This is a genomic window from Kosakonia cowanii JCM 10956 = DSM 18146, from assembly GCF_001975225.1.
GTDB classification, from domain to species: Bacteria; Pseudomonadota; Gammaproteobacteria; order Enterobacterales; family Enterobacteriaceae; genus Kosakonia; species Kosakonia cowanii.
The window spans coordinates 1,144,322-1,158,141 of record NZ_CP019445.1 but is presented as its reverse complement, the minus strand read 5'-3'; the positions used below and the strand labels follow the sequence as shown (position 1 = coordinate 1,158,141).

Below are 13,820 nucleotides of genomic sequence, written 5' to 3'. Positions count from 1 at the left end.
TGCAGCGATTAGTGAAGCTTTAGCGCAAATTGACGATAACGTCTTTGCGTCACCCTCAATCATGCAGGGGCGCAATTATCTTTTTTAACGAGTTCTGATCGCGAACGGATCTGCTTTTAGCCCTCCTTTAACAATCTCTGCAAGCGCATTTTCAGGCGCAATTTTTTATTTTAAGGAAAACAGTACTATGGCTTTCGTAAGATCACTGTATCGCGGTTTGTTGGGTTCCCGTCTGGCGGGTGGCGCTCAGCCTGCCAACGGCATTTTCGACTGCCGGGATTTACCGACCTCACTTTCGGCTGCGGGTCTTAGCGCGCGCTCATCCGGCATTTTATTGACCTTCGTTCCACCCGAAGCGGATTTTCACCGCGTTAGCCAGGCGTGGCAGCGTTTCACTTCTGCCGATCTGACGGTGATTACCCTCTCTTCTTATGGTGCGCTGAGCGCCAGCGGCCGCCAGACAACCTACTGCGCGGGCGACGGGCAGGAGGGGAGCTTCCTGCTGCTGCCGGACAGTCTTATCGCCGAGCACGAGACGCATATTGTCGATCTCCATCTGCACGACACCCAGACTGCCGCGCAGCGTATTAGCGCCATTCAGCGCGAATTAAACACCATTAAACCGCGCATGGCGCTCTCCGCTGAGCGCACTTTCGCGATGATTTACTGCGACGGGCTCTCTGCCTCGGAAGGTTTCTTCATGCAGGCCTGGTATAACAGCGGCCTCTTTCCTTGCCTGGCGATTGGCGGCTCCGCAGGCGGACGCGCGACCTTTGACGGCACGTGGATTGGCGTCGGTGACCGCGTCTTACAAGGCAAAGCGGTGGTCGTTTTCTGTCGCATGGCAGAAGGCAAATCCTTCTCGCCCTTCAAGAGCCAGAACTTCACCCCGCTGGATCAGAGTTGGTTGATCGCTGACGCTGACCCGATTGCCCGCACGGTAACTTCGGTCTTTGACCGCCAGGGGCAGCAGAAAGCCTTTACCGAGGCGCTGGCCGACCATCTGAAATGCAAAAAGTCGCAGCTGAGCGAGCGCCTGAAGGGGCTAACCTTCGGCGTGAAAGTGGGTGACGAGTACTTCATCCGCTCGGTGGCGAAAATTGAGCACGGCATGGTGCACTTCTTCTGCGATCTGGAGTTTGGCGATCGGCTGTTCCTGATGCAGGAGACCGACTTTAAACAGGCGACGCTGCGCGACTGGCAAACCTTTATCGCCGGCAAAGGCAAGCCTGCCGCCATCATGATGAATGACTGTATTTTGCGGCGTATGGGCAACAGTGATCAGCTGCACGATGCCCACTTCTTTAAAGGCATTCCGGCGGCGGGCTTCTCCAGCTTTGGCGAGATTCTCGGCGTGCCGATTAACCAGACTCTCTCCGCGCTGGTCTTCTTTAACCATGATGTGAAAGCGATGACGCAATTCCCGGTAGAGTACGCCGGGTATGCCGCGCACTACGCCCAGCGCGCGCTGCGCCGCTGGGAAGCGCTGAACAGCATTCAGACTCGCGTGCTGGATCGCGTGGTGAGTTATCAGCAGGAGCTGGCGCCGATTGTGCAGGCGTTGCCGGCGCTGGAAGCCGCGACCCAGAGCCAGAGCGAAGCGCTGGTCATGGCGGAAAGCAGCATTCGTGGCATTAGCGATATCGCCACCGAGAGCCAGCGGGCGCAGGGGCGTCTTGGCGAAGGGCTGGATTCGCTGGAGCAGATCTCCAACGGCATCGGTGTGATCACCCACGGCATCAGCAACATCGCCTTCCAGACCAATATTCTTGCGCTCAACGCGGCGGTAGAAGCGGCGCGCGCGGGCGATGCGGGGCGCGGTTTTGCGGTAGTAGCAGGGGAAGTTCGCCGCCTGGCGCACTCCTCAAAAGAGCAGGCGGAAGCGACGGCGAGCAATATCAGCGACGCGGTCAACACCATCTCGCATATCCGTGAAGTCGCCAGCAATACGGTGGAGACGGCAACCGATATGGCGGAGCGCAGCATTCTTGCCGCGAACGCTATCGCTGAGATGAGCCAGCAGACGCGCCAGGAGCGGGAAAACATTGCTAAGCAACTGAGCAACCTGCGCACCCTGACCGCCGGGATGGATGCGATGCAGGAAGCGGTTGCCCAGCTGAAAGTGCTGCAAACCCTCTCGACGGGTCGTTAAGGCGTTGAGTTGCAGACCTCTGGCGGCGCAGGCCGTCTGGGGTCAGCTTAAATCATGCAGTGTTTTGCCGAGCGGGCGGGTGATGCGAAGCTGTTCGAAGCGCACATCCAGCCCCTCTCTTTCCGGCGAGCAGCACATCACACCAACAAAGCGCTGGCCGCTGTCCTGCCACGGGAAGAGCCGCAGCAGCGGCCACGTTTTACCGTCGGTGGAGTATTGCAGGCGTAATGCCTGCTTCTCAAGGGTCGCGCGCATCCAGAACTCACGCGCATCGCCGGGGAAGACGCCGGTCGACCAGTCAGATAGCCCCTGCGTGACCACACAGCCAATGGCGGGCGCGCCATCGTTATACTCAATTCCGCTTTTCACCCACTGCGTCTCCGACGCCTCAATAAAGATGCCCGCTTGATCATAGAGCTGTTCAAACGCCGCAGCGATCTTCACTTCGAGGGTAAACTCCCCCTCCAGCATAAAACCAAAGGCATGGCCGGAGTGGCGTTCAAAGCCGTACCAGGTCTTGACCCAAAAATCGGTATTCGCCCCGGTGCGCATCAGTAACTGCTCTTCGGTCTGCGTAACGTGGGCCGGTTTATTGATCCACAAACCCTCTTCTGACGTGAAGCTCTCAATCGGTGTCACAGGCAACCTCATCAATGTTTACAGGAAAACCGGGGCCACTCTGCCACGCTTTTGCAGTGATTGCCGGGCGGTGGTTAACGTTTCGCTTTGCGCGCCAGTTTTTTACTGCGCACCGTTAACAGCGGCGTCACCGAAATGCCGTGCAGCAGCACGCTCAGCGTCACGATGGTGATGGCAATATGGGCGACAATATCGGCATCTGCGCCCTGCAAACCGTGGACATAGGCAAAGGCAATGTAGTTGAGACTGCCGATGCCGCGAATTCCCAGCCAGCCGAGGCTCGCGCGGTGAAACCAGGTCGTGCCGGAGCGCAGCGTGACAATAAACACCGACAGCGGGCGGATCACCAGGAACAGCACAAAGGCCAGCCCGAGCGCGTGCGCATCCCAGTGATGCGAGAGGGTGACGCCAAGGACAATCACCAGCAGTGCCGCCAGTAATCGCTCAACGGTATCGCCAAATGAGAGGGCATCGCCAATCACCAGCCCGACGGATTTAATCGGGTTCTGCTCCTCCAGCGCATGGCGCAGGTGCGGGTTAACCTGCATCTCTGCCGGCACATCCTCCTCATCTTCGGGATCGCCGTGGCGCTTCTGCACGCTCACTTCGGCGCTGCGCAGGCCGATACCGGCCGCAAAGGCGGCGAGGAAACCGGAGGCGCTCAGCGACTGGGCCAGCGCAAAGCTCAGGCAGATCAGCGCCAGGGCGATAAAGTCGCTCGGGGCCACTTCGCCCTGTTTATGGCGCGAACGGGTGGCGATAATCCCTATCAGTCGGCCCATACCGTAGCCGATGAGTAAGCCGCCGACCAGCGCCCACAGCAGATCGATGCTCAGCCAGTGCAGCAGCTCTTCGCCCGACGGCACGCCATCGGCTTTGTACCAGACCAGCGCCAGCATCAGGAAGGGCAGCGCGGTGCCGTCGTTAAGCCCCGCCTCGCTGGAGAGCGCAATGCGCAACTGGTCATCATCGCGCGCGTCGTTGATCGCCACCAGGCTTGCCAGCACCGGATCGGTGGGGGCAAGGATTGCCCCAAGCGCCAGCGAGAGCGGCCAGGCGAGATCGAGCAGATAGTGGGCGGCAACCATAATCCCGCCGATGGTCAGCAGCATAGCGGGCAGCGCCAGCTTAATGCCCATCTTCCAGTAGGGAGAGGTGAGCGGCAGGCGTATTTTCAGGCCGGTAATAAACAGCGAGGCCGCCATCGCGATTTCGGTAATACGGGCGGTGAGATCCGCATGGGCCGCCACATCAATATTAAGCACGCCCATCTCCCACGGGCCACAGATAATGCCAACCACCAGATAGAGACCAAACACCGGGATCGGCACGCGGCTTATCCAGCCGTAGGATAACGACATCAACAGTAACAGGCCGCCGGTTGCGGCCATCCACATCAAATAACTCATACTCCTCCACATCAGGCCGCAACCTGAACATTGCACCCCAAAAGGTATAGTTGCTGAAAAAGGTCTGCACCAGGCCAGACGGCGCGAATAGTGCAAGGGCTGAGCATTAGCTACGCTTAAAAAAAACGGCGTAACGGGGGTGTCAAATGAGCAAGAAGATCATGCAGGAGTATCTTGTGCTGGGCGGCAAACATCACGGCGAGGTCTGGCGCGGCGTCTACCCGGCGATGGGGCTGAATCTCTCGAAGCATGATGAGCGCTTCGGGCAGTTCTATGACCGAAGCGGGCAGAAGAAGGTGGAGCTATCGCGTAAAGAGCAGTACTTCATTACCGAGTGGCTATCGCCCGAAGGGCACACCTATCTGCTGGCAACCGCCGAAGATCTGACGGAGTTCAATATTGAAGAGGAGATAGGCCGGATCGCGCCACCGCTCCGGCCTCTGGACAGCGCTATTGAAGACTGGGTTTAGCCGTGCTCATGCGCCGCCTGCGTTTTTAAGCGTTTCGCTGCGCGCTGCTTGCGTAACTTATCAATCAGCTTGTGCGCTTCTGCGCGGGTGGCAACCGCAGGCGACGAGCCGCTCAGCGGTTTACGCGCCGTTTCGCGCAGCGTCAGCACGGTCAGCGCACCAATCAGCCCGGCACCCATCATGTAGTAAGCGGGCATCATCACATTGTGGGTGGTATCAACCAGCCATGCGGTGACCAGCGGCGTCGTGCCACCAAACAGCGAAACCGAGAGGTTAAAGCCAATCGCCAGCGCACTGTAGCGGATATCGGTGATAAACAGCGCTGGCAGCGTGGCTGGCATGGTGCCGCTAAAGCAGGTGTGCAGCACGCCCAGAATCACCAGCCCGCCGAAGACCGCCCACATATTGCCGGAGCCAATCAGCATAAAGCTCGGGATCGCGAGCAGCACCAGCCCCAGTGCGCCGAAGGCGATCACCGGGCGGCGGCCCAGACGGTCAGTCCAGTGCCCCCAGGCCAGCGTCAGCGGCATCATCACGAACATGATCATCATCACCAGCAGCAGGCCGGTCAGCTCGCTCATGCCCAGCACGCTGGTCAGGTAGCTCGGCATATAAGAAGTGAGCATGTAGTTCGAGACGTTAAACACCAGCACCAGACCAATACACTGCAGCATCTGTTTGCGGTATTTGTGCAGCATCTGCAACAGAGAGAGTGTCGGTTTGCTGTGCTCCAGCGCATCCTGCTTATCCATATGCTCTTTAAAGGCCGGGGTCTCCTCCAGCTTCAGGCGGATATAGAGGCCAAACAGGCCGAGCGGTGCGGCGAGGAAGAAGGGAATACGCCAGCCCCAGCTGTGCATCGCCTCGGTTGGCAGCACGGCAATCATAATGGTCACCAGGCTGGCACCCATCAGATAGCCGCCAAGCGTGCCGAACTCGAGGAAGCTGCCCATAAAGCCACGGCGCTTATCGGTGGAGTACTCGGCGATAAAGGTGGCTGCACCGCCATACTCACCGCCGGTCGAGAAGCCCTGAACCAGGCGCGCTACCAGCAGCAGGATCGGTGCGGCAATGCCGATGCTGTCGTAATCGGGGATAAGCCCGATACAGAAAGTACCAATCGACATCATGATCATCGTCAGGGCGAGGATCTTCTGGCGGCCAAAGCGGTCGCCGAGCGGGCCGAAGACCATGCCGCCAATCGGACGAACCAGGAAGGCGGCGGCGAAGGTGCCGAAAGAGGCAATCAGCTGTGCGGTACTGCTGGCACCGGGAAAAAATACCTGACCGATAATCACCGCCAGATAGCTGTACACGCCGAAGTCGAACCACTCCATCGTGTTACCCAGCGCGGCAGCGCCAACGGCGCGTTTCAGCAGCTTATTATCGATGACCGTGATGTCTTCGACGGTCAGTTCACTGGCCGTTGCGGCCGAATTCGTGTGGTGCGGTAAAGTCGTTCCGTTGCTCATAAACTCCCCATGAGTGCTGGTGGTGCGACCTTATAGCTTTCGCAGCCGTAGTGCTCAAATGGAGGGAAATGAAAGCTATAAGATGCAAGAAAAAGCAGATTGCCGACGTTTTCGGCAGGGGCACACCATAATTAAAATTTATGGATGAGGCAAATTTTTGGCGAAATTCGCTACTTTTATACTGGAAAGCTGAATATTAACGCGCCGTGACTAAAAGTAGCGGAACAAGCTAATCCCTTAGCTTGCATTCACTTCGGGGACCGCAGTTTGTTGATGCCCATCGCCATCACCTGTGAGGGATGGAACAGCGACAAACTTTCCACCTGCGACAGCAGCAGCACCTTGCGGAAATCGAGCGCCGACATTGGCTCCGAGGCGAGATCGATATCATGTTCATCGTACCAGGCGCTGTAGTTATGCTCGACGCGCAGATCCAGCGTCTCATGGTTGCGGTAGCCGCTCAGCATCGGGATGAGCACAATGTTGTTAGCATCGCCGACATCAAAGGTGGCGGTATGGATCATGCCGATGTAGATACGCTGCGATTTCAGAGTGATCCACGCCAGATCGCCGCGCTCCATGCACTGGTAGATCAGCCCCTCAATGCCGTTGGCGCGCGAGAGGTGTTTATACAACTCGCGGCGGCCGGGGATATCGAGGCGCGCGCTGCTGGACCAGTTCGAATGCCACAGGCAAAACAGCACCGCAAAGGCGAGCATAATCACCACCGGCGCCTGGATGCCGAGGAAGGTCCAGTTCATAAACGTCATATGCAGGTGGTGCTCTTCCGCGCCAAACGTGGCGGGAAAAGAGTTCATCACCGCCGAACTGGCGAGCAGGCAGAGCCAGATTACCGCGGTGGCGATAATCCCCTGCAGGACGAAGACGCAGCCGTAGAGCGCCACCAGAAAGTAGACGTCCCAGCCGAAGCTGCGTTTGAATTTGAAGCGTGTCGAGAGGTCGTGCGAGGTGTACCAGTAGCCGCAAACCATCAAAACCATGAATATTGCTGTACCCATCCTAAGCCCTCTTCAACGCATCAACGTGCTCTCTAAAATCTTCCTGTACCCTTTTGCAGTGGATATTCACCGAGGCGTTGCCGTCAGCATCGACCACAATGCGCTCACCATCTTCAATCGAATCCTGGATTTCACTGTGACTCATCACCTGTAACAGCTTGTCAGGGCTGGCAAATAAAGAACGAAGTAATTTTCTCATTAATAAACCTCCGCAGAGAGTATAGAAACCATTTCATGAATGTGTGAAATTTCCGAGAAAATTCTGTGCGAGAGAGATCTAAAAATGAATTTATCTTTATAGACATACCGAAACATCCTGAATGACTATTACCCGCTCAATAATAGTTGTTAAGGAGGCCGTTACCAGGGTTATCCCCTCATTTATCAATAATCTTATCTTTCTGTATTTGTTAACTTTCTTATATTTCACGCATTCAGGGTAAGACGCGCAAATTAAATTAAAGGGAATCTTTATTCAGCGCGTTTATATATTAATAAATGGATTAGTTATTATGAATAAATCATTACTCGCACTGCTGATTACAGCAGTCTGCGCGCACGCCTCTGCGCAACAATTAACGGTTGAGGAGCGACTGAGCCAACTGGAAATGGCATTACAACGCAATATGACGGAGCTGGCGCAGGCGAAAGCGGAGCTGGAACAGGCCAGAGCAAGCGGCGATAGCGGGGCAAAATCGACCGTACAGCCGCAGGCCGCTGCGGCAGAAAAATCCCACCCTACGCTGAAAGAGATCAGCGAGTTCGTTAAAGAGGATATCGGTTTTGCCTGGCACGGCTATCTGCGTTCCGGTTGGGGTGCGGCCGACAACGGCTCGCCAAAAGAGTACGCCATCGGCTCGCTGGGGCGTTTTGGCAATGGGTACTCATCGTGGTTCGATTTAACCTTCTCGCAGCGGGTTTATGAGGAGGGGAGCAAATCGGCGCATGCCGTGGTGCAGTTAGATGGCAATGTTGGCGCACAGTACGGCTCCGCGTGGTTCGACAAACACTCAGAAAACCTCCTGCAGTTCTCCGATATCTACCTTACTACGCGCGGTTTCCTGCCCTTTGCGCCGGAAGCGGATCTCTGGGTCGGTAAACACAACCTGCCAAAGTATGAGATCCAGATGCTCGACTGGAAAAGCCACCAGACCGACAGCGGCGCGGGGATCGGCGTGGAAAACTGGGCGCTCGGTGCGGGCAAACTCAACGTTGCGCTGGTGCGCCAGGATCTTGACGCCCATGCGGTGAACTACCCTGCCAGCCACAACACTATTCAGGTCAACACCCACACTGTCGATCTTCGCTATAACGCGCTGCCGCTGTGGGATCGCGCCACGCTCGAGCTGTTTGGCCGCTACTCGCTGGCGAACAAATCTGCCACCTACCGGGCGGGTGAAAAAGCGGGGCACTATTACAGCATTAAAGATGCGTGGTTAGCGGGTGCGATCCTGCGACAGAGCTTTAGCGCGGGCGGGTTTGAGGAGTTCACGCTACAGGCGGCGGATAACGCGCTGGCGAGCGGCTTTGCGCTTATCTCCAACTCCGGAGCGAGCTACGGTTACCACGACAATTATTATGGCGAACACACCTACGGGCACGCCGTGCGCGCCATCTCGCAGGGCGAGTTCTACCCCTCATCGCAGATCGTGCTGGCGCACGCGCTGGTCTACGCCGCCGGGCAGGATATTTACAGCTATGACACCGGCGCGCATACGGATTTTCGCAGCTACCGGGCGGTGATGCGCCCGGCGTGGATCTGGGATAAGCATAACCAGACGGGCGTCGAGCTGGCGTGGTTTAAACAAACCAACCGCCAGCAGGGCGAGGATTACCGTGAGAAGGGGTATAAAGCCACGCTCTATCACGCACTGAAAGTGGACACCAGCCTGCTGACCTCGCGACCGGAGCTGCGGTTTTACGCCAGCTGGCTCCGCGCGCAGGAGAACGGCATCAGCCACTTCCGCTTTGGCGATGAGCGGCGGGAGCAGTTCACCGTCGGCGCCCAGGCTGAGGTGTGGTGGTAAGTAACCAATGCGGCGCAGAAGTGCGCCGCATTAGCCTGTTCCGGGCGGGCAGACGGCCCCGGCATCAAGCTTGCTGATGCTTAAGGCGGGCAAGGGTAGCGGCGAAGTTCGGCAGCCACTTCTCATGAGCCAGCAACATCTCGCGCGCCAGCACCTCGGCGTCACCGTCGGAGTGCACCAGCGGGCTGAGATTGAGCGCCAGCAGCACATCATTAAACTCGCCGCTCAGCGCTGCCCGGCTGGCGGCGATCTCAAAGCCTTTGATGGTGTGGATCAGCCCCAGCACCTTGTCATCAAAGTGGGTGACACGCGGATGCGGCGTTGCTCCTTCGCGCCCAATCAGGCAGGTCATCTCAACCGCCCACTCCGCTGGAATGTTGTCGATATGCCCGTGATGGGGAATATTCACATAGTGCTCGGTCTGCTTATCGTTATAGATGGCGTTAATCACTTCGCAGGCTGCATCCGAGTACCAGGCACCGCCGCGCTGCTCCAGCGCCTGAGGTTTCACATCAAGGTTGGGATCTTTATAGAGTTCAAACAGCTCTTTTTCGATCTGCTGCACCACCTGCGCCCGCGCGCCGCCTTTGTAATATTCGCCAAGCTCAATCGCCAGCATCTCTTTCTGCTTGAAGTAGTAGAGCAGGTAGGAGCAGGGGAGCAGGTTGAGAGCGCGAATCAACCCTTCGCTAAACGGCAGGTCAAAGATGTTTTTCACCGACGATGGCTGCAACTTTCCGCTGGCAACGCCGTCGAGCAACTCCGCGAAGCGCGACACGCCGTTTACCTGCACATCGCTGAGAAACACCATATGGTTGAGGCCGAAAAGATCGAGCGCGATCTCATCATGCGCTTCCAGCGCCAGCACATCGCGGACAAACATCTTCATGCCGACAGGAATGTTGCAGACGCCGATAAATTTCCTGAAGTCGGTATGGCGACAGACCGCTTCGGTCACCATTCCCGCCGGGTTAGTGAAGTTAATCACCCAGGCGTTCGGGCAGATCTCCTCCACGTCGCGCAGAATATCGAAAATGACCGGAATGGTGCGCAAGCCTTTGAACAAGCCGCCTGCGCCGTTGGTCTCCTGACCAAGATAGCCGTGGCTTAAGGGAATGCGCTCATCCAGTTCGCGCGCTTTTAACTGGCCGACGCGCAACTGGGTGGTAACAAAATCCGCGCCCTGCAACGCCTCGCGGCGATCCAGCGTTTGGTAGACTTTTAGCGGAATGCCCGCTTTTGCCACCATCCGCTGGCAGAGCTGGAAAATAATCTCCTGCTTCTCTCTTCCTTCCTCGACGTCAACGAGCCACCACTCCGTAATCGGCAGTTCGTGGTAGCGCTTGATAAACCCTTCAAGAAGTTCCGGCGTATAGCTGCTACCCCCGCCGATAGTGACAACTTTCAGTTTCGGATCCATGCTCTCTCCTGTGGAGGGTCGCGCCAGCGGGCGTTACTGCGTGATTTCCGTCAACCGCTTGCGATAACTGTTGGGTGTAAACGACGTCATTTTTTTGAAGGTTTTGATAAACAGGCTTGGGCTGCTGTAGCCCGACTCCCAGGCGATGTCGGCCACCAAGTAGTTGGTCATCTCGAGCTGCTTTTTCGCAAAATCGATACGGATCTCATTGATGATCTGCATCGGCGTTTTGTCATAAAAGCGCCGGGTCGCGCGGGTAAGATACTCCTGCGATTTGCAGGAGAGCCGCACCATATTCTCCAGCGCATTGTCGCTGAACTGGCGCTTGTCGTGCATCGCTTCAACGGTGCTTCTCAGCCACTGGGGAATATCCTCCAGCACCTGCTCTTCGCGGTAGTGGCGCAGGCGATTGAGCACATAAAAGGTGACGGTTTCGATAAACTCATCCAGCCCGTTCTCGCGAAAATTGAGCGAAGCAATCACTGTTTCAACATAGGTCAAAAATGCGCTGTGCGTGCGGTAAGGTTGCGAGGCAACAAAGCAGAACGGCATCAGCGATTGATAGTACTGTTCGAAAAATTTGCGGCTGATCCCCACATTAAGGATCCGCGCGGCGCCGTACTCATAGACGCTCTGGTGGTGCGAACCCAGCGGGATAAAGACAAAGTCGCCGCGCTCCAGCAGCACGCGCTTGCCGTTAATGATCTGGTAGTAACGCCCGGTCAGAACAAGCGTAAATTCATAATAATCATGCTGATGCAGCCCGCTGGCGCTCTCCGATTTGTTGAAGATAAACACATGGAAAGGCTTTCCCTTAAAGAGCTGCTGTTCGTGGACGGTTTTGATCTCCTGTGTGCCGATCATTGGCGTTGGCTGCATCGTTCACTCCTTACGACTTGCTCATACATGTCAAAATTTCAGCGCGTTGGCGATCGCTCTGCGCGCGCTTCCTGCTTAATGAACACTGCCTTTTTTTCTGGCGCGAACGCTCTTCATCTGCGTTCAGGGCTCCTGGAAATGCTTCAATAATGACCGAAGCGGCAGGATATCTGGCTTATCATTAACGGTAAGCAAACAGGCTCGCCTGTAATGTCGAAAGAGAAATATGCTTCTCTACCCTCAACGCGCGCGCCAATTATTCCCATTTTTGCCAAAAGGGCGTCAGTACATCTTCACAGGAGCCGTAAATTTGCGTTTAGTACTTTTTTCCTGAGATAAAACAAGTATACGGGAGCGTGCCGGAGGGAGGTATTCTGCAATCTGCCACAATTATCTCTGGTTGACCGATTGTTATGCTCTTCTTCACAAATTCAGTAATTTTTTAGCGAGCCCGGAGAGGGCGCAGGCTCCTCTCCGGCGGAAAATTACACCAGGTTAGCAGCAAAAATAGTTTTGCCGATCTCACGCGCTTTTTGCAGGCAAGCCTGAGGCGAACCGAGATCGGGCTGCATCAGCGTGGCGTTGGTTAACACCGGCGCGCCGCAGTAATCGAAAATACCGTGCGGAATTTGCGTATTCCAGGATTGCGCATAGCCATGTTTTTCAAACGTTTTAGTGTCTGCGCCGCCTGTCGCCACCAGATGCACCGGCAGATGCCCCAGCTTCTTGATCACTTTGCCGGTACCGCTATCTTCGTAAGCCCAGCCGTTGGCAAAGACGCGATCGATCCACCCCTTTAACTGCCCCGGCATCGTCCACCAGTAGATAGGAAACACCAGTATCAACGCGTCGGCTTTCTCAATCCGCGCCTGTTCAGCCCGCACATCGGCGGGCAGCGGGGCGGTTTGCATAAAGGCGTTGTAATCGGCGGCAGTGAAAGACGGGTTAAAGCCCTCCCGCGCCAGATCGGCGATCTCAACGCTGTGCTGCGCGTTCTCTTCGCGGATCCCTTCTGCCACCGCGTGCGCCAGGCCACGGGTTAATGAGGTGTCGAGCGGGTGAGAGACTACGATCAGTGCATGCATGTTCTTCTCCTCGGTTGCCATTACGGATCAATCACCGTAGGCTTATATACTATCAGTAACCTACTACTAGTAAGTTACTAATGGTATATAAGCTTGTCAAGGAGGCAAATTATGGCCGATACGCGTGTACGCCAGCGGCTCTCGCGGGAAGAGCGCTACGCACAGCTTGTTGAGGTGGCATGGCAGATCATTCATGAGTTGGGTACCGAAGCGCTGACGCTCGGCTATTTAGCTGAACGCGCGGGCGTCACCAAACCGGTGGTTTACGACCACTTTACCAGCCGCTCCGGGCTGCTGGCGGCGCTCTATCGTGAGTACGATCAGCGCCAGAACCGCAAACTGGAGTCGCTGCTGGCGCAGACCGCACCCGAGCTACAGCCGCGCGCAGAGGTGGTTGCGAAAACCTATATCGAATGCGTGCTGTTCCAGGGGCGTGAGATGCCTAGCCTGCTGGCGGCGCTGGCCGGGACGCCAGAGCTGGAGAAGATCCGCCGCGAATACGCGGTGGATTTCACCGGCACATGCCGCACGCTGTTTGCGCCGTTTTGTGGTGCGCCTCTGCGCGACGCCGCGTTATGGGCGATGCTCGGCGCTGCCGAAGGGCTCTCCTGGGCGGCAGTGCAGGATGCGATTAGCGAACAGCAGGCGAAAGAGGAGCTGGAGCGGGTGATTATCACCATGGTGCATGCGACGTTGAGTGACGAGAGTGCATAAAACGCGCACCCAGGGTGCCATCACGAGGTATTAAGTTGTATTATTAATGCATCTTAATTATTGGTGATAACGATGTCTGGACCACGCATCCTGCGGGAAAAATTGACCATCAGGAAGATGATTGCCCTCTATCAACGCGCCTGCCCGGATGCGGTGAGCAGCGCGGCGCACTACGCGGATCTCTATGCCTACGCGGAGAAGCGGCTTGATAAATGCGTCTTCGGCGAGGCAAAACCGGCCTGTAAGCAGTGCCCGGTGCACTGTTATCAGCCAGCAAAGCGCGAAGAGATGAAGCAGGTGATGCGCTGGGCGGGGCCACGCATGTTGTGGCGGCATCCGATATTGACGGTGCGCCATTTGATCGACGATAAGCGCCCGGTACCGGAGTTGCCCGAAAAGTATCGACGCAAATAACCTGTAGGCCGGATAAGCGCCAAGCGCCATCCGGCAATGGAGCTTGCATGGGGCATTGGTGGAAGAGTTCCGTTCACCAGGCGTCTGGTGGCTGATTTAATCACCGGTGCGGTGAACGGG

13 protein-coding genes are annotated in these 13,820 nt (G+C 56.6%); 5 read left to right on the top strand and 8 right to left on the bottom strand.

Annotated features, from left to right (window positions below):
* Positions 1–187: 187 nt before the first annotated feature.
* The gene (locus BWI95_RS05430; RefSeq protein WP_054803733.1) at positions 188–2,152 is read left to right on the top strand and encodes a methyl-accepting chemotaxis protein; all 1,965 of its coding nucleotides are present in this window, start codon (positions 188–190) and stop codon (positions 2,150–2,152) included.
* Between the two features lie 42 nt (positions 2,153–2,194).
* On the opposite strand, the gene BWI95_RS05425 is transcribed toward BWI95_RS05430, so the two are convergent.
* Entirely contained in the window at positions 2,195–2,704 is a 510-nt protein-coding gene (locus BWI95_RS05425; protein ID WP_415859153.1) for a DUF1349 domain-containing protein, read from the bottom strand.
* A gap of 161 nt (positions 2,705–2,865) precedes the next feature.
* The gene (locus BWI95_RS05420; protein WP_076769128.1) at positions 2,866–4,200 is read right to left on the bottom strand and encodes a cation:proton antiporter; all 1,335 of its coding nucleotides are present in this window, start codon (positions 4,198–4,200) and stop codon (positions 2,866–2,868) included.
* A 146-nt stretch (positions 4,201–4,346) separates the two neighbouring features.
* On the opposite strand from BWI95_RS05420, the gene BWI95_RS05415 reads away from it, so the two are divergent.
* A complete protein-coding gene (locus BWI95_RS05415) occupies positions 4,347–4,670 on the top strand; it encodes a hypothetical protein (protein WP_054803732.1) in 324 nt (107 codons plus the stop codon).
* On the opposite strand, the gene proP is transcribed toward BWI95_RS05415, so the two are convergent.
* From proP to BWI95_RS05400, 3 genes are all read right to left on the bottom strand, one after another.
* Positions 4,667–6,142 carry a glycine betaine/L-proline transporter ProP gene (gene proP, locus BWI95_RS05410; RefSeq protein WP_054803731.1) on the bottom strand — a complete coding sequence of 492 codons (1,476 nt, stop codon included), beginning with the start codon at positions 6,140–6,142 and terminating at the stop codon, positions 4,667–4,669. The two genes, BWI95_RS05415 and proP, sit on opposite strands and share 4 nt — an antisense overlap.
* A gap of 248 nt (positions 6,143–6,390) precedes the next feature.
* On the bottom strand, positions 6,391–7,161 hold the full coding sequence (locus BWI95_RS05405) for a hypothetical protein (RefSeq protein WP_076769127.1): 771 nt from the start codon (positions 7,159–7,161) through the stop codon (positions 6,391–6,393).
* A 1-nt stretch (position 7,162) separates the two neighbouring features.
* A complete protein-coding gene (locus BWI95_RS05400) occupies positions 7,163–7,360 on the bottom strand; it encodes a hypothetical protein (RefSeq protein WP_023481113.1) in 198 nt (65 codons plus the stop codon).
* A 313-nt stretch (positions 7,361–7,673) separates the two neighbouring features.
* On the opposite strand from BWI95_RS05400, the gene BWI95_RS05395 reads away from it, so the two are divergent.
* Positions 7,674–9,188, top strand: a complete 1,515-nt coding sequence (locus tag BWI95_RS05395) for a carbohydrate porin (protein WP_054803730.1) — start codon at positions 7,674–7,676, stop codon at positions 9,186–9,188.
* Positions 9,189–9,252: 64 nt separating this feature from the next.
* Here the strand turns inward: BWI95_RS05395 and BWI95_RS05390 are convergent, their stop codons facing one another.
* The 3 genes from BWI95_RS05390 to BWI95_RS05380 all read right to left on the bottom strand — a co-directional run bounded on the left by BWI95_RS05390 (position 9,253) and on the right by BWI95_RS05380 (position 12,572).
* Entirely contained in the window at positions 9,253–10,608 is a 1,356-nt protein-coding gene (locus tag BWI95_RS05390) for a 6-phospho-beta-glucosidase (RefSeq protein ID WP_076769126.1), read from the bottom strand.
* A gap of 33 nt (positions 10,609–10,641) precedes the next feature.
* Positions 10,642–11,487: a transcriptional regulator ChbR gene (chbR, locus tag BWI95_RS05385; protein ID WP_076769125.1), complete on the bottom strand. Its 846-nt coding sequence runs from the start codon at positions 11,485–11,487 to the stop codon at positions 10,642–10,644.
* A 485-nt stretch (positions 11,488–11,972) separates the two neighbouring features.
* Entirely contained in the window at positions 11,973–12,572 is a 600-nt protein-coding gene (locus BWI95_RS05380) for an NAD(P)H-dependent oxidoreductase (protein ID WP_076769124.1), read from the bottom strand.
* Between the two features lie 111 nt (positions 12,573–12,683).
* Here BWI95_RS05380 and BWI95_RS05375 point away from each other — a divergent pair, with 111 nt between their 5' ends.
* Both BWI95_RS05375 and BWI95_RS05370 read left to right on the top strand, forming a co-directional pair.
* Positions 12,684–13,286 (top strand): TetR/AcrR family transcriptional regulator, encoded by a 603-nt coding sequence (locus BWI95_RS05375; RefSeq protein ID WP_042713776.1) that lies wholly within the window; start codon positions 12,684–12,686, stop codon positions 13,284–13,286.
* Between the two features lie 72 nt (positions 13,287–13,358).
* Positions 13,359–13,700, top strand: coding sequence for a nitrous oxide-stimulated promoter family protein (locus BWI95_RS05370; protein ID WP_023481143.1), 342 nt, complete (start codon positions 13,359–13,361; stop codon positions 13,698–13,700).
* Positions 13,701–13,820 lie beyond the last annotated feature (120 nt).

Bases quoted from the DNA above. Each gene is read 5' to 3' on its own strand.
- BWI95_RS05430 (WP_054803733.1), top strand. From the start codon at position 188: ATGGCTTTCGTAAGATCACTGTATCGCGGTTTGTTGGGTTCCCGTCTG.
- BWI95_RS05425 (WP_415859153.1), bottom strand. From the start codon at position 2,704: ATGCGCACCGGGGCGAATACCGATTTTTGGGTCAAGACCTGGTACGGC.
- BWI95_RS05420 (WP_076769128.1), bottom strand. From the start codon at position 4,200: ATGAGTTATTTGATGTGGATGGCCGCAACCGGCGGCCTGTTACTGTTG.
- BWI95_RS05415 (WP_054803732.1), top strand. From the start codon at position 4,347: ATGAGCAAGAAGATCATGCAGGAGTATCTTGTGCTGGGCGGCAAACAT.
- proP (WP_054803731.1), bottom strand. From the start codon at position 6,142: ATGAGCAACGGAACGACTTTACCGCACCACACGAATTCGGCCGCAACG.
- BWI95_RS05405 (WP_076769127.1), bottom strand. From the start codon at position 7,161: ATGGGTACAGCAATATTCATGGTTTTGATGGTTTGCGGCTACTGGTAC.
- BWI95_RS05400 (WP_023481113.1), bottom strand. From the start codon at position 7,360: ATGAGAAAATTACTTCGTTCTTTATTTGCCAGCCCTGACAAGCTGTTA.
- BWI95_RS05395 (WP_054803730.1), top strand. From the start codon at position 7,674: ATGAATAAATCATTACTCGCACTGCTGATTACAGCAGTCTGCGCGCAC.
- BWI95_RS05390 (WP_076769126.1), bottom strand. From the start codon at position 10,608: ATGGATCCGAAACTGAAAGTTGTCACTATCGGCGGGGGTAGCAGCTAT.
- chbR (WP_076769125.1), bottom strand. From the start codon at position 11,487: ATGCAGCCAACGCCAATGATCGGCACACAGGAGATCAAAACCGTCCAC.
- BWI95_RS05380 (WP_076769124.1), bottom strand. From the start codon at position 12,572: ATGCATGCACTGATCGTAGTCTCTCACCCGCTCGACACCTCATTAACC.
- BWI95_RS05375 (WP_042713776.1), top strand. From the start codon at position 12,684: ATGGCCGATACGCGTGTACGCCAGCGGCTCTCGCGGGAAGAGCGCTAC.
- BWI95_RS05370 (WP_023481143.1), top strand. From the start codon at position 13,359: ATGTCTGGACCACGCATCCTGCGGGAAAAATTGACCATCAGGAAGATG.